This is a genomic window from Rhodanobacter ginsengiterrae, from assembly GCF_050026815.1.
GTDB lineage: Bacteria > Pseudomonadota > Gammaproteobacteria > Xanthomonadales > Rhodanobacteraceae > Rhodanobacter > Rhodanobacter ginsengiterrae.
This window is the reverse complement of sequence record NZ_JALBWO010000045.1, coordinates 60,903-84,425: the sequence shown is the minus strand read 5'-3', so window position 1 is coordinate 84,425 and position 23,523 is coordinate 60,903. Positions and strand designations below refer to the sequence as shown.

The window sequence follows — 23,523 nt, the reverse complement described above, 5'->3', positions numbered from 1 at the left end:
ACGTGTGGCATTCCGTTGCCGGTCAGTGAACGGAGCGGGGCTGCAGCTAAGATGGGCGCATCCCGCGCAGCCCTGAAGATCATGGTCCCCCTCGTCAAACCCGGCAGCCTGCAGCAATGGCGCGATCGCGCCGGCACGCTGCCGCCTGCGCTGGTCGAGGCGCTGGATGCCTGCGCCTTGCGCACGGTAAACGAGGCCGAATGCACCGACGTGCTGGACCTGCTCGGCATGCTCGGTTGCGATGCGCAGACGCAGGCGGCGGCATTGTGGTTCGCGCTGGCCCGTGCCGATCCGGCGCTGTGGCAGGAGCGCCGGGCGAAGTTGCCGGCGGAGCTGCAGCGGCTGGTGGACGGGCAGCAGGCGGCCGAACAGGTGTGGGCGCTGCACGCGCAGCGGCCGCCGCAGGGCGCTGCCGAAGGCCTGCGCCGCCTGCTGCTGGCGATCGTGCGCGACCTGCGCGTGGTGTTCGTGCTGCTGGCGCGCCAGCTCGCGCGCATGCGCGCGGCGGCGCAGCTGGCCGACGACGAGCGCCAGGCGCTGGCCCGGCTGACCCGCGACATCCACGCACCGCTGGCGAACCGGCTCGGCATCTGGCAGCTGAAATGGGAGCTGGAGGACCTGGCGTTTCGCTACCTGCAGCCGGACACCTACCGCCGCATTGCGCAGCTGCTCGACGAGCGGCGCGCCGATCGCGAGGCGTTCATCCGCGAATCGCTGGACGAACTGCAGCGCGCATTGGCGGCGGCCGACATCCGCGCCGAGCTGGCCGGACGGCCGAAGCACATCTATTCGATCTGGAAGAAGATGCAGCGCAAGTCGCTGGACTTCTCCGACCTGTACGACATCCGCGCGGTGCGCATCCTGGTCGACAACATCACCGACTGCTACGCCGCGCTGGGTGTGGTGCACGGCCTCTGGCCGCACCTGCCGGGCGAGTTCGACGATTACATCGCGCGGCCCAAGGCGAACGGCTACCAGTCGCTGCACACTGCGGTGATCGGTCCGGCCGGCAAGACCCTGGAAGTGCAGATCCGCACCCACGACATGCATCGCGCCAACGAGCTGGGCGTGGCAGCGCACTGGCGCTACAAGGAAGGCGGCAGCGGGGACGCCGAGTTCGAGGCGAAGATCGCCTGGATGCGCAAGTTGCTGGAACCGCGTGGCGACGACGACAGCACGCTGGCGGCCGACCTGCACACCGAATTGCTGGAAGACCGGGTCTACCTGCTGACCCCGAAGGGTGAGGTGTTCGACCTGGCACGCGGCGCCACCGTGCTGGACTTCGCTTACCTGGTGCATACCGAGGTCGGTCATCGCTGCCGCGGCGCCAAGGTCAACGGCCGCATCGTGCCGTTGACCTTCCAGCCGCAAAGCGGCGATCGGGTGGAGATTCTCACCGGCAAGGTGGCCGACCCCAGCCGCGACTGGCTGTCGCCGCATCACGGTTATCTCAATACCTCGCGGGCGAAAGACAAGTTGCGCGCGTGGTTTCGCAAGATCGCCCACGACACCAACCTGAGCGTCGGTCGCAGCATGTTCGAGCGCGAGTTGAAGCGCCTGGCGCTGTCGACGGCCGACGTGGGCAAGCTGCCGGCGCACTTCCACCTGAAGAGTCAGGACGAACTGCTGATCGCGCTGGCGCTGGGCGAAATCACCCCCGGCCAGATCGCGCGGGTGGTGCAGGAAGCCGCGCATCCGGTGGAGCCGGCGGTGACCCAGTCGAGCACGCCGGTGGCTTCGCGGCATGCCACGCTGGATCACAGTGCGCTGAGCATCGAGGGCATCGGCAACCTCTTGACCACGCTGGCGCGCTGCTGCCAGCCGCTGCCTGGCGATCCGGTGCGCGGCTTCATCACCAAGGGTCGCGGTGTGTCGGTGCATCGCGCCGACTGCGGCAGCCTGGCGCGACTGGCCCGCCGCGATCCGGACCGGGTGATCGAGGTGAGCTGGGGCAGTGCGGCGGCGCAGGCGTACGAGGTCGACATCGAATTGCGCGGCTACGACCGCAAGGGCCTGCAGAAGGACGTCACCAGCGTGATCAGCAACGCCGCCACCCACATCATTGCCTCGTCCAGCCGGCTGTTCGTGCACACCGGCGAGGTGGAAATGCGCTTCACCTTGCGCGTACGCGATTTCGACCAGCTGTCGACCCTGCTCGGCAAGCTGCTGGCGCTGCCCAACGTGATCGATGTGCGCCGCGTCGGCGTCGGCTGAATGACCGTGCAATGCGCGCCGTGCGGCGGGCCGGCGGCCGCTGGGGCGATGTTAAGCTGCATCGTCAGTCATCACAGCCACGAACCATGAGCGGACGCCGCGACCAGCACGACGCACATCCTCCGATTCGCACCGAGCCCACGCTTGGCGATATCGATCGGCTGGACGCGCCCCGTGCACCGGTACCGGACGGCCTGCCGCGCGTGGCCGTGGAAGCGCGCCGCCCGCATGGCCGGGTATCGCCGCCAACGCGGTCGAAGCGCCGTCGTGGCTGGCTGGTGCCGGTGTTGCTGCTGCTGGTGATCGGCCTGCTGGGGGTGTTGTGGTTCAACCAGGCTCGGCTGCGTGGCATGGTGCCGCGGACCGATTTCAACACACTGCTGACCCAGGCGCAGCAGGCCTTGCAGGATGGCCGTCTGGACGGCCAGGATGGCAGCAGTGCGCGCGAGCTGTTCCAGTCCGCCGCGGCGCTGGAGCCGGACAATGATCGGGCCCGCGACGGGCTGCGTCAGGTCGGCCAGGCGATGCTGGCGCAGGCCGACGCGTCGCTGCAGTCCGGCAACCTGACGCAGGCGTCGCAGCAGGCGACGGTGGCGCGCGAACTGCTCGGCGGCGGCAGCGCCATCGACCGACTGGATCGTGCGATCAGCGGCTCCCGCGCCCGCCAGGTGCAGACGGTGGATCTGGTCGACCAGGCACAACAGGCCTTCGCAGCCGGCAAGCTGGACGGCCCCGACGGTGCCGGCGCGCTGTATCGGCGCGTGCTGCAAGCCGATCCCGACAACGCGGTGGCCAACCACGGACTGGACCAGGTCGGTTACGCGCTGGCCGTGCAGGCGCGCAAGGCACTGGATGCCAAGGACGGCGCTGCCGCCGATGCGCGCATCGAACAGCTTGCCGCCTTGCAGCCGAACAACGGCGCGCTGCCGGCGCTGCGCGCGCTGCAGGCGCAGACGCGCAAGCAGGACAACAGCGCGCTCGCGGCGGAACTGAAGGCGGGCCAGGACGCGCTGCGCGCCGGCCGCATTGGCGGCACTGGCGACGACACCGCGCTGACGCATTTCCAGGCGGCGCTGAAGCTGGATCCCGACAATGCGCAGGCGCAGGCCGGCCTCGGCAACGTGGCACAGGCGCTGACCGTGCAGGCCAGTGCGGCGATCGACGCGGGCGACAATCTGCAGGCGGAAAAGCTGCTCGACCAGGCCGCGCAGCTGGCGCCGAAATCGGCCGACCTCGCCGCGACGCGGGCACGCCTGGACAGCGCGGCGGAGTCCGCTGTTTCCGCGGCGTCCCACGCTGCACCCGGCGCCGCGCCGGCAGCCGATGCAGCGCCGGCGCAGGTGGTGTTGTCGCCGCAGCAAGGTGCGGCGGTGGCGCGGCTGGTGCAGCGTGCGCAGGTGGCGACCAGCAACGGCGACATCATGATGCCGCCTGGTGACAGCGCCTACGATCTCTACCGCAGTGCGCTGGCGATCGATGGCAACAACCAGGCGGCGCTCGACGGCTTGCAGGCGCTGCCGGGCAAGGTCCGCCAGCAGTTCGAACAGGCACTTTCCGCGGGCAAGCTGAGCCAGGCCGGCGACATGCTGGCCAACCTGGCTGAACTGGCGCCCGGCGATGCGGCGCAGGCAGCGCTTGGCAACCGACTGGCGAGCGCATGGCTGGACCAGGCCGAGCAGCAACTGGGCCGCGGCGATCGCATCGGCGCCGGCCAGTCGCTGCAGCGCGCGCGCAAGCTGGCGCCCGCCAGCCCCCGCGTGCAGGATCTGGACGCCCGCCTGCAGGGCGGCGGGTGATTCGCGCATGACGGTGCTGGTGATCGGCGCCAGCAGCCAGATCGGCTGGTTCCTGTTGCCGCGACTGCTGGCCACCGGCGAGCCGGTGCTCGCGATGAGTCGGCATCCGCGGCCGGGGTCCCCCGGCATCACCTGGTTGCACGGCAGCCTGCCTGATCGTGTGCCGGCGTTGCCGTCGCTGTCGGCGATCATCAGTTGCGGTCCGCTGTCGCATCTTGCGGACTGGCTGTCGCAGGCCAGCCTGGGCGATGCGCCGCGGGTGATCGCCACCAGTTCGATGAGTGCCGAAAGCAAGCGCGACTCGCCGGTGCCCGGCGAACGGGACGTGTCGCGCCAGTTGCGCGAGAGCGAAGCGGCGCTTGCCGGCGCCTGCGAACGCCACGGCAGCGCGTGGACGGTGCTGCGGCCCACCCTGGTGTATGGCGCGGGGCTGGACCAGAGTCTTGCCCCGATGGCCCGGCGGGCGATGCGGACGCGCCTGTTTCCGCTGCCCGCCGGTCGCGGCCTGCGCCAGCCGGTGCACGCGGACGACATCGCTCAAGCAGCGTTGGCTGCGCTCGAATGCCCGGCCTCGGCCGGTCGCGTGCTGCCGATCGGTGGTGGCGAACGGCTGGCGGCGGCGGAGATGTTCGCGCGCGTGCGCCGCAGTCTGCCGGCCACCACGATCCCGGTGCCGTTGCCGGCCTGGCTGCTGCACGCGGTTCAGCTCGCGCTGCCGCGCCTGCGCGGTCCGCTGGGCCGGCTGGACCGCGACCTGGTCGCCGACAACGCCGAGCTGGAGCGCCTGCTCGGCATCCGGCCGCGACCGTTTCGCCCTGAGGCGTCGATGTGGCTGCCTTCCGGATAAGCGCGCATTGCCCGCGTTTTGCCCCAAAACCCGCCGCCACGTTCATTTGCCCGCCGGGTAGCAGGCCCTATCATCGAACCACTCGATAGCCGGATTTCCCCACGTTGACTCTTCTGACCCGCCTTCGTTCGATCGCCAGTCGCAGCTGGCCGTGGCTGCGCATTCCGTTCTGGATCGGCATGGGTCTGCTGTTCGGCTTCGTGCTGCCGTACACCCTGGTGTTGAACAAGCGGGTGCAGGATCGCTTCAACGAACTGGTGTTCGCGGTGCCCACGCGGGTCTACGCGCGACCGCTGCCGCTGGCGGTGGGCACGCCGATGACCTCGTCGGCGCTGGAGCTGGAGCTGACCTTTGCCGGCTACAGCAATGACGGCAAGGGCCAGGTGGCGGGTGGCTGGAAGAAGGACGGTTTGCGCTACACCATTTCCTCGCGCGGCTATGCCGGACCCGATGGCGGCGAATTGCCCAAGCGCATCCGCGTCACCCTGGCCGGCGGCTTGGTCAAGGCGGTGCAGGATGACGCCAGCGGCAAGGCCATCGCGCTGGCCCACCTGGATCCGGCGCGCATCGCCACCTTGTACGGCGCCAGTCAGGAAGAGCGCCGTTTCGTGCGATTGGCCGACGTGCCGCCGCTGCTGGTCAGCGGCCTGCAGGCGGTCGAGGATCGCGACTTCAACCATCACATCGGCATCGACTTCAGCGCGATCGCCCGCGCCGCGTTCGCCAACCTGCGAGCCGGGCATACGGTGCAGGGTGGTTCCACGCTGACCCAGCAGCTGGTGCGCAACCTGTTCCTGAGCCGCGACCAGAACTTCACCCGCAAGATCAACGAAGCGCTGATGTCGCTGTTGCTGGAGGCGCACTACAGCAAGGGGCGGATCCTCGAGGCCTACGTCAACGACGTATTCCTCGGCCAGCAGGGCAGCCAGGCGGTGCACGGCTTCGCGGCAGCGTCGGAGTTCTACTTCGGGCGCCGGCTGGAAGACCTGCGGCCGCAGGAGATCGCCCTGCTGGTAGGCATGGTGAAAGGCCCGAGCTATTACGACCCGCGCCGCTCGCCGCAGCGTGCGCTGACCCGGCGCAACCTGGTGCTGAAGGAATTCTTCCAGACCAACCTGATCACGGCGGCCCAGCTCAATGCCGCGCAGGCTGCACCACTGGACATCGTCAGCAATGGCCAGTTGCCGCACAACCGCTTCCCCGCCTTCATGGAACTGGTGCGCAACCAGATCACCGCAGACTTCGACGAAGACGCGCTGCGCGAGGGCAACCTGTCGATCTTCACCACGCTCGATCCGGCCGCGCAGCTGTACACCGAGCAGGCGATCACCAGCACGTTGAAGAGTCTGGGCAGGCGCGGCGACGGCATCCAGGCGGCGGCGGTGGTGACCGGCGCGCAGACCGGCAGCGTGCTGGCCGTGGTCGGCAGCAAGATTCCCGGCGATCCGGGTTTCAATCGTGCGCTGGATGCGCGCCGCCCGATCGGTTCCACCATCAAGCCATTTGTCTACCTGGTCGCGCTGACCCAGCCCGAGCGCTGGAACCTGGCCAGCCTGATGGACGACAGCCCGGTCAGCATGCGCCAGCCCGACGGCAGCATGTGGACCCCGCAGAACGACGACCATCGCAGCCACGATCCGTTGATCATGGTCGACGCACTGGCGCATTCGTGGAATCTGGCGACGATCCACCTGGGCATGGACGTGGGCCTGCCGCGGATCCAGGCATTCCTGAAATCGTTCGGCATCGGCGACATCAATCCCAGCCCGTCGCTGCTGATCGGCGCGCTCGACCTGGCGCCGCTGCAACTGACCCAGCTGTACCAGTACCTCGCCGCCGACGGCCACGCGCTGCCGCTGGTGGCGGTGCGCGGCGTGCTCGACGGCAATGGCCGCACGATCAAGCGCTACCAGGTGCAGGGTGGTCCGGGCGAATACCAGCAAGCGGTGCGGCTGACGACCTGGGCGATGCAGCAGGTGGCCGAGTACGGCACCGCCAGCGCGCTGGGCAATTCCGCGCTGGCCTCGTTGCATGCCGCGGGCAAGACCGGCACCAGCAACGACATGCGCGACAGCTGGTTTGCCGGCTTCACCGGCGAGCATCTGGCGGTGTTCTGGATGGGCCGCGACGACAACAAGCCGACCACCTTGTTCGGCGCCAGCGGTGGCCTGCGGGCCTGGCGTGACCTGTTCGCCAAGCTGCCGACCCGCCCGCTGCCGGCCGGGCCGGGCGCCGGGCTGGAGATGGCCTGGCTCAACCCGGCGACCGGCAAGCGCACCGAGCCGCAGTGCGCAGGCGCGCAGCAGGTGCCGGTGATCGCCGGCACCGTGTCGGCCGACACCGAAGGCTGCTTCTGGCAGAACCTGTTCGGCGGCGGCAGCGACAGCCCGCCGCCCGCGCCTGCAGCGCCCGCCGCCCCTGCCGTACCGACTGGAAATTGATCATGGCTCGCCCCGTTCGTCAGCTGCTGCTGTCTCTGCTCATTGCCGGTCTGCTGGCCGGTTGCGGCATGTTCGCCACCACCCCGCGGACCCCGGCGCCGACCCCGCTGCCGAGCTACGACCAGGTGGCCGCGATTCGCGCCGCCGGTGAACGCGAGAAGTCGATCATCGACGTGAATCCGCTGCCCGATCCCGGCGTGAGTGCGCTGCGGGATGCCGCCCGGCAGGACGAGCAGGGCGGCCGGTACGCCGCCGCCGCCGGCAAGCTCGACCAGGCGCTGAAGCTCGGCCCGGACGCACCGGAACTGCTGCAGGAGCGTGCCGAAGTGGCGGTGCGGCTGAAGGACTTCGCCACCGCCGAGCGCCTTGCGCATCGCTCATGGTCACTTGGCCCGCGACTGGGTTCGTTGTGCGCACGCAACTGGCAGACCATCGTCGAGATGCGCCTGCAGGCCCGCGACAAGGCCGGTGCGGACACCGCCCGCAAATGGGTGAGGCAGTGCCACAAGCCCGGGGTGCCACGCTACTGAGTCAGCCGCCCGGGACTTCGTCGAGCCATCCGCCATAGCCCAGCACCATGCCCAGCAAGGGCAGCGCGAAGCTGACCTTGAAGCGATAGCGACCTTCTTCAATCCGTTTGTACGCCTCGCTGCGCGGCAGCAGCCAGCGCGGCAAGCGCCAGCGTCCACGCCTGGCGCCGACGCAGCGCCAATGCCAGCCGCCGTCGACGATATCCACCTGCAACTGCAACGCGATCACCGCGGTCTGCTCAACCCAGCTGCCCGCGGGCCAGCGGCCGACAGGCAGGAAGGTCGAAGGAAATCGTTCGCCCCCGTCGAAGCGCCGGTCCCAATGCAGCAGGTCGTCGTGATGGCTGATGGCCACCTCAAGCTGGTGCTTTCCCGGCATCGCGGGAATGCCGAGCCGGCGCGCAAGCCGGCGTCCGATCATTCCGGCCAGGCCACGTCCGAAGCAGATGTCCACCGGGCCACGCAGCAGCCCACCACGGCGATGCAATGACTGCAGACGCGGGTGCAACTGGAAGAAGGCGTCACCGAACCACCTGCTCGCCGCCGTCTGCGTCAGCTCTGCCGCCGCGGGCATGGTGGGGATCAGAACAGCGCCGCGAGAATCAGCACGATGCCGACGATGCTCACCGTCCAGACCAGGGTGCGCAGATAGGGGGTGCCGGCGGCGTAGACCGGCAGGTAAACCAGCCGTCCCCAGAAGTAGAGCTGCGCGCCGAGCGCAGTCATGCCGTCGTGCCGCTGCAGCACGAAGGCGAGCAGCACGGCCACGGCAAACAGCGGAAAGGTCTCCAGGAAGTTGTTGCTGGCACGGCACAGTCGTGCGGGTATGCCGGTCAACACCCTGGGCTCGCCATCGCGTGGGCCGGCTGCCCAGGCCAGCCCACGCTGGCTGACCGAACCGCTCGCGGCAAGCGCGATCTGCACCAGGCCCAGCACCACACTCCACAACAGCATGCTCAGTTCGGTCGTCATCGTGCGATCCCCCCAAGTTGGTGTGGCCATGGTGAATCATTCCGCCGATGCGCGCCATCCGACCGGCATCGCGGGTATGCCGCGCGTCGGCGCTGGGCGATACTTGGAAGATGATGGAGTTTGAAGAAAGCGGCAACGACGATCTGGAAACCCTGCTCGGTGCCGAAGGTCCGTTCGCCCGCGAGCTGCCCAATTTCGCCCCCCGCGCCGCCCAGCAGAGCATGGCTCGCGCAGTGCAGCAGGCGATCTCCGGGCGCGACACGCTGGTCGCCGAGGCCGGCACCGGCACCGGCAAGACCTACGCCTACCTGGTGCCGGCGCTGTTGTCGGGCGAGCGGGTGATCATCTCCACCGGCACCAAGGCGCTGCAGGATCAGCTGTATTTTCGCGATCTGCCCAAGGTACGTTCGGTGCTCGACGCGCGGCTGAAGACGGCCTTGCTGAAGGGGCGCGCCAATTACCTGTGCCTGTACCGGCTGGACCAGACCGTGCGCGAAGGCGCCACCTTCGAGCGCACGCAGGCTGCGCAGCTGGCGACGATTCGCGCGTGGTCGGCGCGTACCCGCCGCGGCGATCGCATGGAGCTGGCCGAGGTGCCGGAGGAATCGCCGCTGTGGCCGCGGGTCACCTCCACACCGGAAAACTGCCTCGGCGTGGAGTGTCCGTTCTATGACGATTGCCATGTATTCAAGGCGCGTCGCGAGGCGATGGAAGCGGACGTGGTGGTGGTCAACCATCACCTGCTGTTCGCCGACCTGGCACTGAAGCAGGAGGGTTTCGGCGAGATCCTGCCGGGCGCGGCGGCCTTCATCCTCGACGAGGCACACCAGATCCCGGAACTGGCCGGACAGTTTTTCTCGCAAAGCGTGAGCGCGCGCCAGCTCACCGACCTGGCGCAGGATGCGCTGACCGAGTGCGGCGGCGTCACCGGCGCGATCGGCCTGCTGCTGGAGCCGGTGGAAGCGCTGCAGGATGCGCTGCGCAAGTTGCGCCTGGCGCTGGATGCCTTGCCGTCACGTGGCGCGTTCCAGTTGCTGGAGGATCGCGCCGACGTGCGCGCTTCGCTGCACGACCTGCGCGAGTTGCTGGCCACCCTGGCCGAACTGCTCGGCTCGCAGGCCGAGCGCTCGCGCGGCTTCGCCAACCTGCACGAGCGCGCCGAACTGTTCACCGAGCGACTGGATCGCATCGTCGAGTCGCACGGCGACCAGGACGTGCGTTGGTACGAAACCTTTCCCCGTGGCTTCGCGCTGTATGCCACACCGCTGGACCTCGCCGCGCCCATGCGCGGCCTGCGCGAGCGTACCCAGGCCGCGTGGATCCACACCTCGGCCACCTTGTCGGTGGCCGGCAACTTCGACCATTTCACGCGTCAGCTGGGCCTGGACGAACCGCGCACGCTGAGCCTGGAGAGTCCGTTCGACTACGCGCGTCAGGCGTTGTGCTATCTGCCCGCCGGCTTGCCCGATCCCAACGCGCGCGACTACACCGAACACGTCATCGACGCGGTACTGCCCGTGCTGCACGCATCCCATGGCCGCGCCTTCCTGCTGTTCACTTCGCATCGCGCGCTGCGCCGCGCCGCCGAGCTGCTGCAGGACAAGGTGCCGTGGCCGCTGTTCGTGCAGGGCACTGCGCCGCGTCCGCGGCTGCTGGAAGAGTTCCGCGCCAGCGGCCACGGCGTGCTGCTGGGCGCAGCCAGTTTCTGGGAAGGCGTGGACGTGGTCGGCGAGGCCTTGAGCGTGGTGGTGATCGACAAGCTGCCGTTCGCCGCGCCCGACGATCCGGTGCTGATGGCGCGCCTGTCTGCGCTCGAACAGTCCGGCGTCAACCCGTTCATGGGCTGGCAGGTGCCCAGCGCCGTGATAGCGCTGAAGCAGGGCGCCGGTCGGCTGATCCGCGACGTGCACGATCGCGGCGTGCTGGTGCTGTGCGATCCGCGCCTCACCGGCAAGGGCTACGGCAAGCTGTTCCTGGCCAGCCTGCCGCCGATGCCACGCACCCGCGAGCTGGCGGATGTGCGGGCGTTCTTCGCCGAGGCAGAGGCGAACCCCTAGCAGTCGCGTGCTCGCCGCTTCACCGCAATGCGGCAGACTCAACACGAGAAACGCCATGGCATCGAACAGGAACCCACGGCCGATGCGCCATCCAGCCGAACCCGACCTGACCACGCCCGCCGAACTGCTGCCTGTGCTGGAAGCATTGCGTCGCCGCGAACCGATCTTCCATCGCCCGGAGTTCGGCAACACCCGCGCCGATTTCGAACGCATGGCGGCCTCCGATTTCTGGGAAATCGGCGCCTCCGGCCAGCGCTACAGCCGCGCCCATGTGCTCGACGTGCTGGAGCACCGTCCCCCCGATCCCGCCGAACACACTTGGAGAACCCACGATTTCCATTGCCGGGTACTCGGGCCGGACACCTATCTGCTTACCTACACCCTGGAGCAGGGCGAACGGGTGAGCCGGCGCAGCACGATCTGGCGGCGCAGTGGCGACGAGTGGGTGATCGTGTTTCATCAGGGGACGCTGGTGGTGGCGCCCTGAAGGTCGGCAGTGCGTGACAGCGCTAGTCGAGCGCGGCGCCGAAGCGATCGCTTCGCGGCAGGTAGTGATGCTCCGGGTCGAACGAGGCGACCACGTGGCGGGCGCGGCCGACGATCTGCTTGCGCGGGAAGAAGCCGAGATAGCGTGAATCCAGGCTGTTGTCGCGGTCGTCGCCGAGCAGCAGGTACTGGTTCGGCGGCACCTGCTCCGGGCCGAAGCTGCTGGCCGGGCTGGGTCGATGATCGGACAGGCGGATGGCGTGGTTCATCGCGCCGTAGTGTTCGATCTCGTAATGGGCCGGATCGCGCTGGTCGTCGTGGATGCCGTTATAGCTGCTTCCCGCGTAGCGGGCGGCGTGGCCGTTGATGAACAGCATATTGCCGCGCATGGCCACTTCGTCGCCAGGCAGGCCGATCACCCGTTTCACCAGGCGCTCGTGCGCGGCTGGCGAATCCAGCACCACGATGTCACCGCGCCGCGGATCGGCCAGGTGCACCAGCGAGAGGTGAGTCAACGGCAGGCGCACGTCATAGGCCAGCTTGTCCACCAGGATGCGGTCGCCGATGCGGATGGTCGGCTGCATCGAGCCGGTCGGCACCACGTTCCAGTCGGCCACCGCGCTGCGGAACACCAGCATGCACAGCATGAAGGTGATGAAGCCCTTGTTGCGGGCCAGGAATCTTGCGATCGCGTGCATGGCGTTCCCCTGTCCGGGTCGATTGACTTGCCGTTCCGGCAGTGACCGCGGCAGCGGCGCGAAAGTTCGCGGTCATCGGCCTGCCATCTTGCGGCCTGCTGGCAGGCCGCGCTCGCCCGCGTTGCCGCCGTTGCCCGTGGTGTAGTCGACGCTCGATTCCGGGGAGGATGGTGCGATGGGCTCATGGACACAGACGGTGACCGCCAAGGTGCTGGGCATCGGCGTGCTGGCGTTGCTGATGACGATACCGCTGCTGCAGGTGAGCGGACTGGTGCGCGAGCGCCAGCAACTGCGGGTGAACGCGATCGCGCAGATCGCGCAGGGTTGGGGCGGCGCGCAGGTGCTGGGCGGACCGGTGCTGGTGGTGCCCACGCTGCGCCAGGAAACGACCACCGCGGCGACCACGCCGCAATGGCGCGCCGGCAGCGAGAGCATGCTGGCGGACACGCTGACGATGGACGTGGCGATGACGGTCGATACGCGCAGCTACGGCATCTACGCCGCGCCGGTGTTCGTCGCCACGGTGAAGCTGGCCGGACAATTTCGCGCCGCCGACATCGCCCAGTTCCGTCGCGGCAGCGACGCGCCATGGCAGGCCGGCAAGGCCGAGCTGCGATTGCCGATCGGCGACCTGCGCGGGCTGCAGGAGGTGGCCGACCTGCGCATCAACGGCCAGCCGGCACGCTTCGAATCCTCGGCCGATCGGCTCGGTCCGTGGCCGAACGTGGTGGTGCCGATCGATCTGGACGCGCTGGGCGAGCAACCGATCGAGATGCAGATCACCCTGAAGCTGGCCGGCACCGAGGCGCTGCAACTGCTGCCGCTGGCGCGCAGCACCGACGTGACCATGCATGCGCCGTGGAGCGATCCCAGCTTTGTCGGCGCTGCCTTGCCGCTGGAGCATCGGGTCGACGCGCAGGGTTTCAGCGCGCACTGGCACCTGCTCGACCTCAACCGCAGCTACGGCCAGCACTGGAGCGACGGCGATGCCGGGATGGACAAGGCGCTGCAGGCTTCCACCTTCGGCGTGCAGCTGTACCAGCCGGTCGATGTCTATCAGCGCAATGTGCGCGCGGGGAAATACGGCCTGCTGTTCATCGCGATGACCTTCGTGGCGTTCTTCCTGTTCGAGGTGCTCAAGCGGCTGCGTGTGCATCCGGTGCAGTACCTGCTGGTCGGTGCGGCGCTGGCCACGTTCTACGTGGTGCTGCTGGCGCTGTCCGAGCAGATCGGCTTCGGCCCGGCTTACGCGCTGGCGGCCACGGCGGTGGCACTGCTGGTGGGTGGCTACGCGACGGCGGTGTTGCATGCACGACGTGCGGGACTGTTGCTGGGCGGCGTGCTGGGCCTGATCTACGCGATGCTGTACGGCCTGATCGCGGCCGAGCAATACGCGCTGCTGATCGGCGCCCTGGTGTTGCTGGCAATGGTCGGGCTGATGATGTACCTGACCCGCCGCATCGACTGGTATGCCTACGTGCCCACGTCGACCGAGCCGGCAGCCGCTATCATGGGCAAATCATGAACCTGCTCGCGATCGAAACCGCCACCGAAGCCTGCTCCGTCGCCCTGATCCACGGCGATGAACTGATCGCCCGCAGCGAGATCGCGCCGCGCCGGCACACCGAACTGGTGCTGCCGATGGCCGACCAGCTGCTGGCCGAAGCCGGCATCGGCCGCCATGCCCTGGACGCCATCGCGGTGGGTCGCGGCCCCGGCGCATTCACCGGCGTGCGCCTTGCCGTGTCGCTGGCGCAGGGCATGGCGCTGGCGCTGGACCTGCCGGTGCTCACCATCTCCTCGCTCGCCGCACTGGCGCTGGAAGCGCCGGAGGAAGAAGGCACCGCGATCCTCGCCGTGATCGATGCGCGCATGGGCGAAATCTACGCCGCCTGTTATCGCCGCGACGACAACGGCGGCCTGATCGCACTGGACGAAGAACGCATCTGCACCGCCGAATCGCTGGTGTTGCCCGAGGCTGGCGCCTGGCAGGTGGTCGGCACCGGCTGGGCCACCTACGCCACGGTGCTGAGCCGGCGTCTCACCGGCACGCTGCATTCCGCCGACGGCCTGCGCTATCCGCAGGCGGCCCACGTTGCCGAGCTGGCGCTGCGCGAGTTCAAGGCCGGCCACGGGCAGGCACCGGAACTGGCGCTGCCGGTGTATCTGAGGGACAAGGTGGCGTTGACGCTGGTGGAGCAGGGCAAGGCTTGAATGGAAGTTCAGGCCTGCGCGAGTTTCTCGCGCATGCGCTGGTAGTCCCCGCGGTACTTTCCTGCCAGCGACAGCTTGGCGCGCTCGTCGAGAATCCTGCCCGCAAGCTGGAAGAAAATTTTCTCCTCCTCGCGCAGATGATGATGCAGTTCCCGCGACAGTTTGCGCACGTTGGCCATCCAGCTGCTGCCGGCGTGGTCAGGCGTCTGCAGGTCGGCCACGATCATGTCCATCTTGTGATGGTCGGCGAGGGCATCGCGCGAGGGAGCCAGCCCGCGGTCATCCATCAGCATCGGTGCATACAGATAACGCTCTTCCGCGGCTTCATGTGCCGCCAGTTCGATGCGCAACCGGGTGAAGACATCGATCCGGCGTTCGCCAACTTTTGACAGCTTCAACTTGCGCATGAGCGAGCGCTGGATCTGGTGACTTTCGCGAAGCGCTTCGAAGATGTTGTCGGTCATGTGCATTCCCGCGGCAAAAATGAAAGCGAAGGTGGCCGGATGGCCCGGTTGCGTCCTCGGCGAGGTGGGGCGCGGCGCCGAGTTCCAAGCTGATCACTTCCATTGTCGAGACGAAGTGTCCGTTGCCTGAGGCGCAAGCGACGCGCCCGGTGCGGGTCGCGTCTAGAGTTGCCCGATCACCAGCTGCACCAGCAGGCTGCTCACCGCCACGGCGATCCACACGCCCAGCCCCAGCAGGATCGGTCGCGCGCCGCTGGCGACCATCTTGCGCAGGTTGGCGGACAGGCCGATCGCGGTGAGCGCCACGATGATCAGGAACTCGGCCAGCAAGTGAATGGACGGCTGGATGGCCAGGGGGATCAGGCCGGCGGTACGCAGACCTGAGGCGACCAGGAACCACAGGATGAACCAGGGGAAGATGCTGGCCAGGCTGAAGTGGCCGACGCTGCCGGCGGCGGCGTGCTGGCGCTTTTCGCGCGCGGCGACGACGAAGGCCAGCACCAGGCAGACCGGAATGATCAGGGTGGCGCGGGTCAGCTTGACGATGGTGGCGTAATCACCGGCGGCGTGGCTGTAGCTGTAGCCGGCGGCGACCACCGAGGAGGTGTCGTTGATCGCGGTGCCGGCCCACAGGCCGAAGCCGAGGTCGCTCAGATGCAGCAGGTGGCCGAGCAGCGGAAACAGCAGCACGGCGACCACGTTGAACAGGAAGATGGTGGAGATCGCGAACGCGGTGTCGTGATCGTCGGGGCGGATGATCGGCGTCACCGCGGCAATCGCCGAGCCGCCGCAGATCGCCGTGCCCACGCCGATCAGCACCATCAGCTTGTCGTGCACGCCGAGCCAGCGGCCGAGCGCCCAGGCAGAGAGGAAGGCCACGGTCATCGTGACCAGGGTGACCGAGAGCGACTCCAGGCCGGTCTTCGCGACCTGGTCCAGGCTGAGTCCGAAACCCAGCGCGATGATCGACCACTGCAGCACCTTCTTGCCGGCGAAGGCGATGCCAGGCGCGAAGCGCGCGCCCGGTGAGAGCAGGTTGCCCACCAGGATGCCCAGCACGATACCGATCACCGGTCCGCCGATCAGCGGCAGCCAGCGGCCCAGCAGCCAGGCCAGCAGGGCGATCGCCATGGCCAGCAGCAGGCCGGGGGCGCGTCGCTGGAAAAGCGCGGGCAGGGAGGGGGCGGTGGCGCTGGACATGACGGACTCCTGTAATGGCCGCCATTGTCCGCTCGCACGTCGATAAGTAGAACTTGGAATGTGTGATCGGGCGTATAAGATGGGCTGATGATCAATATCAGCCCGCGGCAGATGGAAGTGTTCGTGCAGATCGCGCTGCTCGGCAGCGTGCGCGCCGCTGCCGAGCGTCTGTACCTGACCCAGCCGGCCGCCAGCATGGCGCTGGCGGAAATGGAGCGGCAGCTCGACGCGCCGCTGTTCGATCGCGAGCGTGGTCGCCTGCGCCTGAATGCACGTGGCCGCGAATTGCTGCCGCTGGCGCAGGAACTGCTGGAGCGGCATGCGGAATTCGGCCGGCGCGGGCGCGAGGAAGGCGCCGAACTCGGCGGCGAATTGCGCATCGGCGCCAGCAACACGGTGGGCAATTATCTGGTCGGCGAACTGCTCGGCGGCTTCGTGCGCGCCCATCCGCAGGTGGCCATTCGCTTGCGCGTGGCCAACACCGAGGCGATTGCCGCCGGCATGCTCGATCACAGCCTGGACATCGGCTGCGTCGAAGGGCCGGTGGCCAACCCGCTGCTGGAGGTGCGCGCCTGGCGCGATGACCTGCTGGTGGTATGTGCGCCGCCGGAACATCGGCTGGCGCGCAAGCGCGGCCTGAAGCCGGCGGATTTCGCCGGTGCACGCTGGGTACTGCGCGAACCCGGCTCGGCCACCCGCGCCACCAGCGAGCGGGTGCTGTCGCAGCTGCCGCCGGGCGAGACCGTGCTGGAGCTGGACCAGATCGAGGCGATCAAGCAGGCCGTGGTGGCCGGGCTGGGGATTGCCTGCCTGCCGATGGTGGCCGTCACCGATGCGTTGGCGACCGGCCGCCTGAAGGCGCTGAAGACACCGTTCCTCGACTTGCGCCGCAAGCTCTCGCTGGTGCTGCATCGGAACAAGTACCGTGGGGCGCTGCTGGACGCGTTCCTCGAAGGGATCGAGCTCGATCGCGCGGATTGAACCGTCCGGTTCGGCGCGCTGCTACGCCTCAGACCACCGCCCGCTTGGCCACGATTTCGTTGAGCATCGTCTCGGCCTGCTCGTGGGTGTGCGCGCGCAGCAACTGGGCTAGGTGGCGGCGCAGGTTGCCGTGATCAAGTGTGCCGAGGCGATCACGCACCTGCAGGATCTGCGCCGGGTGCATGCTGAACTGGTTGAGGCCGAGCAACAGCAGCAGCGCAGTGAAGTTGGTATCGCCGGCGATCTCGCCGCACAGGCTGACCGGCTTCCTGGCCCGTCGGCCGGCGCTGATCACGTGGGAAAGCAGCCGCAGCAGCGCCGGCTGCAGCGGGTTGTAGATGTTTTCCAGCGCATCGTTGCCGCGGTCGGCGGCGAGCACGTACTGGGCCAGGTCGTTGGTGCCGATGGCCAGGAAGTCGGCGTGCTCCAGCAGCGCGCGCACATTGATGGCTGCCGCGGGCACTTCGATCATCGCACCCAGCGGCAGTTTTTCCGGCAGGTCGATGTTTTCGCGCTTGAGGTCCTGCCGGGCCAGCTTGAACAGGGTGCGCACCGCGATCAGTTCGTCCGGCTGGGTCACCATCGGCACCAGCACGCGTACCGGGCCGTAGCAGGCGGCGCGCAGGATCGCGCGGATCTGGGTGGTGAACACCGCCGGATAACGCAGCGACAGGCGCACGCCACGCACGCCGAGCGCCGGGTTGTCCTCGCCGCGCAGGCTGAGTCCGGCGGCGTCGGCCTTGTCGGCACCCAGATCCAGCGTGCGGATGGTCACCGGCAGGCCGCCCATGCCCATCACCAGGTCGCGGTAGGCGATGAACTGTTCGTCTTCCGAGGGCAGGCCCTTGTGCTTGAGGAACAGGAATTCGGTGCGGTACAGGCCCACGCCATCGGCGCCGCGGGCGCGCGCCATGGCCACGTCGGACGGGGTTTCGGCATTCGCCAGCAGGGCGATCTCGACGCCGTCGCGGGTCCGCGTGGGCGCATTGGCGAGCTTGGCCAGACGCCGGCCCTCGATCGCCGCTTCGCGCTGCCAGGCGCGATAACGCGACAGGTCCTGCGCGGTCGGATGCACGATCGCCTCGCCGCCTTCGGCATCGAGCAGGATCAGGTCGTCGTCGTGGATGTTGGACAGCGCGTCGCGGGTGCCGACCAGCATCGGCAGGCCGAGGCTGCGCGCCAGGATGGCGCTGTGCGAATAGGCGCTGCCGGAACTGGCGACCACGCCGAGCAGGCCGTTGCCGGCCAGCTGCGCCATGTCGCCGGGCGCGATCGAGTCGGCCACCAGGATCTCGCCCACGCGGGCGGCCAGCTTGCGTTCTTCCGGGCTGGTCTGCCGCTGCAGCGCGGAAATCACCCGGTTGATCACCTGCTCGACGTCTTCCTTGCGGCTGCGCAGGTAAGGGTCGTCCATCGCCTCGAACACCGCGGACAGGCGATCGCGCTGCTTCTTCAGCGCGGCGCCGGCGCGGTAATGGCCGATCCTGACCAGGTCATCCAACCCGCGCAGCAGTTCGGCGTCGTCCAGCAGCAGGCTGTGCGCGTCGATGAATTCATTGACCTCGCGGGCCAGCGCGCCATGCAGTCGGTTGCGCAGCTCGCGCAATTCCTGCCGCGCGGTGTCGAGCGCGCGGTGCAGGTCTTCCAGCTCGCCGTCGATTTCGTCCTCGCCCAGCGGACGGGTGTCGACGGTGTAGCGGCTGGGCTGCACCAGCCGCGCACGGCCGAGCGCCATGCCATGGGCAGCGACGGTGCCGGGCAGGATGTGTCTCATGGTGCGCGCCTGCGGGACGCGGGATTGGGGATGGGGGATGACCAGACATTCGTCTGTTGGAAGCGGGGATTCGGCAAAGCAGGCCACGGCAAGGCCTGCTGCAGCGCTCGGCGTGCGGCTCTTGCCTTTGCGCATCCCGAATCCAGTATCCCGAATCCCATGTCCATCAAGCTCCTTCGTCGAATTTTCGCTCGAACAGCTCGACCACCGCGGCCAGGGCGGCTTCCTCGTCCGGGCCTTCGGCGCGCACCAGCAGCGGGCTGCCCAGGCCGGCGGCCAGCATCATTACGCCCATGATGCTCTGGGCGTTGACTTCGCGACCCTTGCTGACCAGCCATACGGTGGATTTGAAGCCTTGCACCAGCTGCACCAGCTTGGCCGAGGCGCGGGCGTGCAGCCCGAGTTTGTTGGAGATGACAACTTCTTGTTCACGCATGAATTGGGTTACGCATGGTCGATGAAAATTCCCCCGCGGCCACCGCTGGCGGCAATCTCGGCCAATTCGTCCAGCGGCTTTTCCGCATAGTTGAGTACGCGCAGCAGCATCGGCAGGTTGAGGCCCGACACGCAACGCAGATGGACGCCGAGCGCGGCCAGCGACAGGCCGATGTTGCATGGCGTGGCGCCGTACAGGTCGGCCAGGATCAGCACGCCATCGCCGTGGTCGAGCTCGCGTGCATGGTGCGCGGTCAGCGCGCGCATCACGTCGGGGTCGGCATTCGGCGGCACTTCCACCGCGGCCACCTGCAACGGCAGCCTGGGCATCACGTGATGCGCGGCCGAGATGATCGCCTGGCCGACCGCTTCGTGGGTCATCAGCAATACGCCAACGCTCATGGCCGCGGCTTCGTGGTGGTGAGAAAAGTCATCGGGTTCACTCCAGCTCACGGTGGAACGTGAGCACGCCCTCGCGACGGTCGCGATACCAGGCAGCAAGTTTCTCGACCAGGTAAACCGAACGGTGGCGGCCGCCGGTACAGCCGATCGATATGGTCAGGTAGCTGCGATCGTCCAGCTCGAAGCGCGGAATCCACGCATCCAGCCAGCGCGCGGTGTCGGCGAAATACTCGCCGACCATGGCTTGCGCATCGAGGAACTCGCGCACCGGCGCGTCCTTGCCCGACAGTGGGCGCAGGTGCGCCTGCCAGTGCGGGTTGGGCAGGCAGCGCGCATCGAACACGAAATCGGCGTCCAGCGGCAGCCCGCGCTTGAACGCGAACGACTGGAACATCAGGGTCAGGCCTTCGGTGGCCTGGGCATAGCCGGTGGCCACCAGCCGGCGCAGCTGGTGCACGTTGAGTTCGCTGGAGTCGATCACCTTCTCGGCGATCGCCATCAGCGGGCGCAGCAGCTTGCGCTCCTCGACGATCGCGTCGGCCAGCGAAGCGCCGCGGGTGGCCAGTGGATGGCGCCGGCGGGTTTCGGAATAGCGCTTGATCAGCACTTCGTCGCGGCAGTCCAGGAATACCATGTGCACCTGCACCCCGGCCGCCGCCAGTTCGGACAGCACGCTCGGCATGTTGGCGAAGTCGGTGCCGCGGTTGCGCACGTCCACGCCCACCGCGATGCGGCGGTGCTTGCTGTTGCCTTCGATCACCGCATTGACCAGCTGCGGCAGCAAGGCCGAGGGCAGGTTGTCGACGCAGTAGAACTCGAGGTCCTCCAGCGCGCGCAGCGCCACCGTCTTGCCGCCACCGGACATGCCGGTGAGCACGATCAGGTGGATCTCGTGCGGGTCGACCAGCGGGTTGAGCAGCGGAGTGGTCTCGTTCATGCGGTCACCAGGGTGGCAGTCGGCGCAACTGGTGCGCCTGGCGGTCAATGAAGGTCTGCGCCGGGTCGATGCCCTTGCTCTTCAGCGCGTGGCTGCGCACCGCAGCCTCGACCAGCACCGAGAGGTTGCGCCCGGGGGCGACCGGCAGGGTGATCATCGGCACCTGCACATCGAACACTTCGCGATGGCCGATGTCGCCGGTGAGGCGGGTCAGCGCGTCGATGTCCTCGCCATCGCGCAGGGGTTTCAGGTGGATCACCAGGCGCAGGTATTTGGATGTCTTGACCGACATGTGGCCGAACATCTCGCGCACGTTGAGCACGCCCAGGCCGCGCACTTCCAGCAGGTCCTGCAGCAGGTCGGGGCAGCTGCCGTCGATCACGTCCGGCGCGATCAGGGTGAATTCGGTGGCGTCGTCGGCGACCAGGCGATGGCCGCGGCTGATCAGTTCCAGCGCCAGTTCGCTCTTGCCCGAGCCCGCTTCGCCGGTGATCAGCACGCCGATCGAGAATACTTCCAGGAACACCCCGTGCAGGGTGATCCTGGCCGCCAGCATGCGCGCCAGGTGGTATTGCAGATAGGTCAGCAGCTCGTGGCCACGCTTGGCGCTGGTCCACAGCGGCGTGCCGGTCTCCTCGGCGACCTCGCGCAGGTCGGCCGGGATCGGCTGGTCCTTGGTCACGATCAGCGCCACCGGCTGGTAGGCGGCAATCTTGTGCATCACCTCCCAGCGCTGGCGTGAATCCAGGCCATCGAGGAAGTTCAGTTCCTCCGAACCGATGATCTGCACCTTGTTCGGATAGATGACGTTGAGATAGCCGATCAGCGACGGCCGTCGCGCCTGCGCCACGCCCGGTTCCAGCGCCCGCGATTCGCCACGCATGCCCGACACCCAGCGCAAGGCCATGCGTTCGTGGACGCCATCGAAGAGTTGTCGCGCGCTGATCCGATCCAAGCCCTGGGTCCTTTGTGCCGCATGACGTTGCCCGGCGGGGCTTTGCGACCACATGGCCATTGTGCCAGCTTGGCCGGCGACGCGTGTTCAGAAAAAGGAACGGCCCGCACAGGGCGGGCCGTTCCGGCTGGGAGATGATGAAGCGATCAGCCGTACTGGCGTTCTTCGCGTGCTTCGCGCTGATGCTTGTCGGCGACCTTCTCGCGGTGTTTGCGCAACTGGGCGACCAGTTTGTCGAACAACACGTCGATCGAGGCGTACATGTCTGCCTCGGTGGCCTCGGCGTGCAGGGTGGCGCCGACTGCGTTGAGCGTGCCATCGGCGCGCTGCTGGAGCTTGTCGACGGAAAGCACGATGGCAAGGCTGATCAGCTTGTCGTCGAGGCGAGTGAGGCGGTCGAGCTTGGCCGTGGCGTGATCGCGCAAGGCCGGGGTGACTTCAATCTGCTGGCCGCTGAGTTGGAATTGCATGGGTCGCCTCCTCTGGTGCAGTGCCGCGTTGTCGCGGCGGGTGGACGCGTCGGGCCGGGGGCGCCGACACATCGTCAATCATTCTGTAGCAGGTATGGGAGCGTTTTTTCGTTAACCAAGTTCCCGCATGCAGCGCGGTGGCGTTCAGCTCGCGCGCTGGCGTTCGCTGGAAGTGGGAATGCGCAGGCCTTCCCGATACTTGGCGACGGTGCGGCGGGCCACCTGGATGCCCTTGCGCTTCAGCTCCTCAGCGATGGCGAGGTCGGACAGTGGCTTGCGCGCGTCTTCCGCGCCGATCAATTTGCGCAGCATGGCCTGGATGGCGGTGGCCGACGCACTGCCGCCATCCTCGGTGGAGACACCGCTGGAGAAGAAATACTTCAGCTCGAACGTGCCGCGCGGCGTATGCAGGTATTTGCGGGTGGTGACGCGGGAAATGGTCGATTCGTGCATGCCCACTTCCTCGGCCACCTCGCGCAGCACCAACGGGTGCATCGCTTCGGGGCCATAGTCGAGGAAGGCGCTTTGCCGCCGCACGATCGCATCGGCTACCTTGAGCAGGGTTTCCGCGCGCGACTCCAGGCTTTTGATCAGCCAGCGCGCTTCCTGCAGCTGCCCCTTCATCCAGCTGGCATCCTCGCCGCGGGCCTTGGCGATAAGGCCGCAATAATGCTGGTTCAGACCCAGCCGGGGCTGCGCGTCCGGGTTCAGGCTGACGCGCCAGCGCGAGCCGTCGCGCAGCGCATAGACGTCCGGCGCGACATATTCCACCGGGGTGGTATCCAGCGCGGCGCCGGGGCGCGGATCGAGGCTGCGGATCAAGACCGCCGCCTCGGTCACCTCGTCCTCGCTGGCGCGCAGGCGTCGTGCCAGCCGGGCGATATCGTTGCGGGCGAGCAGTTCCAGCTCGCTGTCGACGATGCGCAAGGCGAGTTCGCGCTGCGCCGTGCCGGGAGCGAATTGTTCAAGCTGCACGCGCAGGCAGTCGCGCAGGTCCAGGCTGGCCACGCCAGCGGGGTCGAAGCCCTGCAACCGGCGACGCACGGTTTCGATTTCGGTCATGCTGGCATCGAAGCCGGCGGGCAGTGCGGCGATGATCGCCTCGAGCCCTTCAGCGAGGTAACCGGCGGGATTCAGCGCGTCGATCAGCACGGTGGCGATCAGGTGCTGGCGAGGATTGAACGAGGCGAGGTTGAGTTGCCACAGCAGGTGCTGTTGCAAGGTTTCCGGCGCGGCGCTTTGCGGCTCGAAATCGTCGTCGCCGCGCGAAGCCGGGCTGCTGCCCGAGCTGCTGCCGGAAAAGTCGATCGGCGCCTCCGCCGCGCCGCCACCGTCCGTCCAGTCGCCGCTTTCGACCTCGTCGTTGCCGCCGGCCGCTGCGACGGACTCGACGCTGGGATAGTCGAATTCTGCCTCGCTGACCTCGCTGGCTTCCTCTTCCTCGACCTCCTCGGCAAACTCCAGCAACGGGTTGCTTTCGGCGATCTGTCGCAGTTCGGCTTCCAGTTCCAGTTGCGACAGCTGCAGCAGGCGGATGGCCTGCTGCAATTGCGGCGTCAGCGTGAGCTGCTGGTGGAGGCGAAACTGCAGTGCGGGTTTCATGCCAGCCGGGTCTAAAGGAAACGCGGCCATCGTAACTCGCAGCCGCGC

Annotated in this window: 22 protein-coding genes; 10 read left to right on the top strand and 12 right to left on the bottom strand. The window is 67.9% G+C overall.

Annotated elements, in window-relative coordinates; genetic code table 11:
- Window positions 1–81 precede the first annotated feature (81 nt).
- From ACQGNJ_RS04300 to ACQGNJ_RS04280, 5 genes are all read left to right on the top strand, one after another.
- A complete protein-coding gene (locus ACQGNJ_RS04300; RefSeq protein WP_426688003.1) occupies window positions 82–2,214 on the top strand; it encodes a RelA/SpoT family protein in 2,133 nt (710 codons plus the stop codon).
- Between the two features lie 86 nt (window positions 2,215–2,300).
- Window positions 2,301–4,010, top strand: coding sequence for a hypothetical protein (locus ACQGNJ_RS04295; RefSeq protein WP_426688002.1), 1,710 nt, complete (start codon window positions 2,301–2,303; stop codon window positions 4,008–4,010).
- A 7-nt stretch (window positions 4,011–4,017) separates the two neighbouring features.
- Entirely contained in the window at window positions 4,018–4,857 is an 840-nt protein-coding gene (locus ACQGNJ_RS04290; RefSeq protein ID WP_426688001.1) for an SDR family oxidoreductase, read from the top strand.
- A gap of 104 nt (window positions 4,858–4,961) precedes the next feature.
- On the top strand, window positions 4,962–7,298 hold the full coding sequence (mrcB, locus tag ACQGNJ_RS04285; RefSeq protein WP_426688000.1) for a penicillin-binding protein 1B: 2,337 nt from the start codon (window positions 4,962–4,964) through the stop codon (window positions 7,296–7,298).
- A gap of 2 nt (window positions 7,299–7,300) precedes the next feature.
- Window positions 7,301–7,828, top strand: coding sequence for a tetratricopeptide repeat protein (locus tag ACQGNJ_RS04280; RefSeq protein ID WP_426687999.1), 528 nt, complete (start codon window positions 7,301–7,303; stop codon window positions 7,826–7,828).
- A gap of 1 nt (window position 7,829) precedes the next feature.
- Here ACQGNJ_RS04280 and ACQGNJ_RS04275 read toward each other — a convergent pair whose 3' ends face one another.
- Window positions 7,830–8,402: a DUF4166 domain-containing protein gene (locus tag ACQGNJ_RS04275; RefSeq protein ID WP_426687998.1), complete on the bottom strand. Its 573-nt coding sequence runs from the start codon at window positions 8,400–8,402 to the stop codon at window positions 7,830–7,832.
- Between the two features lie 8 nt (window positions 8,403–8,410).
- Entirely contained in the window at window positions 8,411–8,800 is a 390-nt protein-coding gene (locus tag ACQGNJ_RS04270) for an MAPEG family protein (protein ID WP_426687997.1), read from the bottom strand.
- A gap of 113 nt (window positions 8,801–8,913) precedes the next feature.
- Between ACQGNJ_RS04270 and yoaA the strand changes: the two genes are divergently transcribed.
- Window positions 8,914–10,857 carry a DNA repair helicase YoaA gene (gene yoaA, locus ACQGNJ_RS04265; RefSeq protein ID WP_426688035.1) on the top strand — a complete coding sequence of 648 codons (1,944 nt, stop codon included), beginning with the start codon at window positions 8,914–8,916 and terminating at the stop codon, window positions 10,855–10,857.
- Between the two features lie 82 nt (window positions 10,858–10,939).
- Window positions 10,940–11,344, top strand: coding sequence for a nuclear transport factor 2 family protein (locus ACQGNJ_RS04260; RefSeq protein ID WP_426687996.1), 405 nt, complete (start codon window positions 10,940–10,942; stop codon window positions 11,342–11,344).
- Window positions 11,345–11,366: 22 nt separating this feature from the next.
- Here the strand turns inward: ACQGNJ_RS04260 and lepB are convergent, their stop codons facing one another.
- On the bottom strand, window positions 11,367–12,041 hold the full coding sequence (gene lepB, locus ACQGNJ_RS04255; protein ID WP_426687995.1) for a signal peptidase I: 675 nt from the start codon (window positions 12,039–12,041) through the stop codon (window positions 11,367–11,369).
- Window positions 12,042–12,216: 175 nt separating this feature from the next.
- On the opposite strand from lepB, the gene creD reads away from it, so the two are divergent.
- Together creD and tsaB are read left to right on the top strand one after the other, a co-directional pair.
- Window positions 12,217–13,566 carry a cell envelope integrity protein CreD gene (gene creD / locus ACQGNJ_RS04250; protein WP_426687994.1) on the top strand — a complete coding sequence of 450 codons (1,350 nt, stop codon included), beginning with the start codon at window positions 12,217–12,219 and terminating at the stop codon, window positions 13,564–13,566.
- Entirely contained in the window at window positions 13,563–14,255 is a 693-nt protein-coding gene (tsaB, locus tag ACQGNJ_RS04245; RefSeq protein ID WP_426687993.1) for a tRNA (adenosine(37)-N6)-threonylcarbamoyltransferase complex dimerization subunit type 1 TsaB, read from the top strand. Before creD ends, tsaB begins: the two co-directional genes overlap by 4 nt.
- Before the next feature lie 8 nt (window positions 14,256–14,263).
- Here the strand turns inward: tsaB and ACQGNJ_RS04240 are convergent, their stop codons facing one another.
- Window positions 14,264–14,719, bottom strand: coding sequence for a hemerythrin domain-containing protein (locus ACQGNJ_RS04240; RefSeq protein WP_426687992.1), 456 nt, complete (start codon window positions 14,717–14,719; stop codon window positions 14,264–14,266).
- 162 nt (window positions 14,720–14,881) lie between these two features.
- The gene (locus ACQGNJ_RS04235) at window positions 14,882–15,919 is read right to left on the bottom strand and encodes a YeiH family protein (protein ID WP_426687991.1); all 1,038 of its coding nucleotides are present in this window, start codon (window positions 15,917–15,919) and stop codon (window positions 14,882–14,884) included.
- Window positions 15,920–16,006: 87 nt separating this feature from the next.
- Here ACQGNJ_RS04235 and ACQGNJ_RS04230 point away from each other — a divergent pair, with 87 nt between their 5' ends.
- The gene (locus ACQGNJ_RS04230; protein ID WP_426687990.1) at window positions 16,007–16,900 is read left to right on the top strand and encodes a LysR family transcriptional regulator; all 894 of its coding nucleotides are present in this window, start codon (window positions 16,007–16,009) and stop codon (window positions 16,898–16,900) included.
- Window positions 16,901–16,928: 28 nt separating this feature from the next.
- Here the strand turns inward: ACQGNJ_RS04230 and ptsP are convergent, their stop codons facing one another.
- The 7 genes from ptsP to ACQGNJ_RS04195 all read right to left on the bottom strand — a co-directional run bounded on the left by ptsP (window position 16,929) and on the right by ACQGNJ_RS04195 (window position 23,475).
- Window positions 16,929–18,674, bottom strand: coding sequence for a phosphoenolpyruvate--protein phosphotransferase (gene ptsP / locus ACQGNJ_RS04225; RefSeq protein WP_426687989.1), 1,746 nt, complete (start codon window positions 18,672–18,674; stop codon window positions 16,929–16,931).
- A 166-nt stretch (window positions 18,675–18,840) separates the two neighbouring features.
- Complete coding sequence (locus tag ACQGNJ_RS04220; RefSeq protein WP_426687988.1) at window positions 18,841–19,110, bottom strand: HPr family phosphocarrier protein; 270 nt, start codon at window positions 19,108–19,110, stop codon at window positions 18,841–18,843.
- An 8-nt stretch (window positions 19,111–19,118) separates the two neighbouring features.
- Complete coding sequence (locus tag ACQGNJ_RS04215) at window positions 19,119–19,511, bottom strand: PTS sugar transporter subunit IIA (protein ID WP_426687987.1); 393 nt, start codon at window positions 19,509–19,511, stop codon at window positions 19,119–19,121.
- Window positions 19,512–19,548: 37 nt separating this feature from the next.
- Window positions 19,549–20,448: an RNase adapter RapZ gene (gene rapZ / locus ACQGNJ_RS04210; protein WP_426687986.1), complete on the bottom strand. Its 900-nt coding sequence runs from the start codon at window positions 20,446–20,448 to the stop codon at window positions 19,549–19,551.
- Window positions 20,449–20,452: 4 nt separating this feature from the next.
- Window positions 20,453–21,403, bottom strand: a complete 951-nt coding sequence (gene hprK, locus ACQGNJ_RS04205; RefSeq protein WP_426687985.1) for an HPr(Ser) kinase/phosphatase — start codon at window positions 21,401–21,403, stop codon at window positions 20,453–20,455.
- Window positions 21,404–21,549: 146 nt separating this feature from the next.
- Entirely contained in the window at window positions 21,550–21,873 is a 324-nt protein-coding gene (hpf, locus tag ACQGNJ_RS04200) for a ribosome hibernation-promoting factor, HPF/YfiA family (protein ID WP_426687984.1), read from the bottom strand.
- A 144-nt stretch (window positions 21,874–22,017) separates the two neighbouring features.
- Window positions 22,018–23,475: an RNA polymerase factor sigma-54 gene (locus tag ACQGNJ_RS04195; RefSeq protein WP_426687983.1), complete on the bottom strand. Its 1,458-nt coding sequence runs from the start codon at window positions 23,473–23,475 to the stop codon at window positions 22,018–22,020.
- Window positions 23,476–23,523: the final 48 nt, after the last annotated feature.